This is a genomic window from Halomonas sp. AOP7-B1-5, assembly GCF_052353045.1.
Taxonomy (GTDB): domain Bacteria; phylum Pseudomonadota; class Gammaproteobacteria; order Pseudomonadales; family Halomonadaceae; genus Vreelandella; species Vreelandella colorata.
In genome coordinates this window covers 1-549 of sequence record NZ_JBQTDC010000127.1, presented here as the reverse complement: position 1 = coordinate 549, position 549 = coordinate 1, and the positions used below count along the sequence as shown (strand labels likewise).

At 50.8% G+C, this 549-nt stretch carries 1 protein-coding gene; it reads left to right on the top strand.

Annotated features, from left to right (window positions below):
* Positions 1-520: IS30 family transposase (locus ACT3XD_RS19695; RefSeq protein WP_444280710.1), on the top strand; the 520-nt coding region annotated here is incomplete at its 5' end.
* Positions 521-549 lie beyond the last annotated feature (29 nt).

The following is a 549-nucleotide window of genomic DNA, read 5'->3' as shown; positions in this document are numbered from 1 at the left end:
CTTACGTCCGCCCGAGGTCAGTAAGCGTGAAATGCCCGGCCACTGGGAAGGCGATCTGATCAAAGGTAAGAATAACGCGTCCGCGGTAGGCACCTTGGTAGAGCTTAGCAGTGGCTATCTGATCCTCGCAAAAATGGACGATGCCACCGCCACATCCGCCGTAGCAGGCTTTAGTGCTGCTCTGAACCGAATGCCGACCACCGCTCGAAAAAGCATGACCTATGATCAGGGGCGTGAAATGACACACCATGCAAAAATTACTCAAGAAACCGGTGTTGCGATTTACTTTTGCGATCCCCATAGCCCCTGGCAACGGGGAGCCAATGAGAATATCAATGGCCTTATCCGTCAATATTTACCGAAAGGAACAGACCTTTCAGTACATAGCCAGGAAGAGCTGGATGCCATTGCCTTTGAGCTGAATATGCGGCCTCGAAAACGCTTTGATTTTAAATGTCCGATAGAAGTGATGAGCGAGCTGATGGCCAAGTACCATGAAAGCCCATCAACCATCCAATGAGTGTGTTGCACTCAGAGTCTGCATCCGCC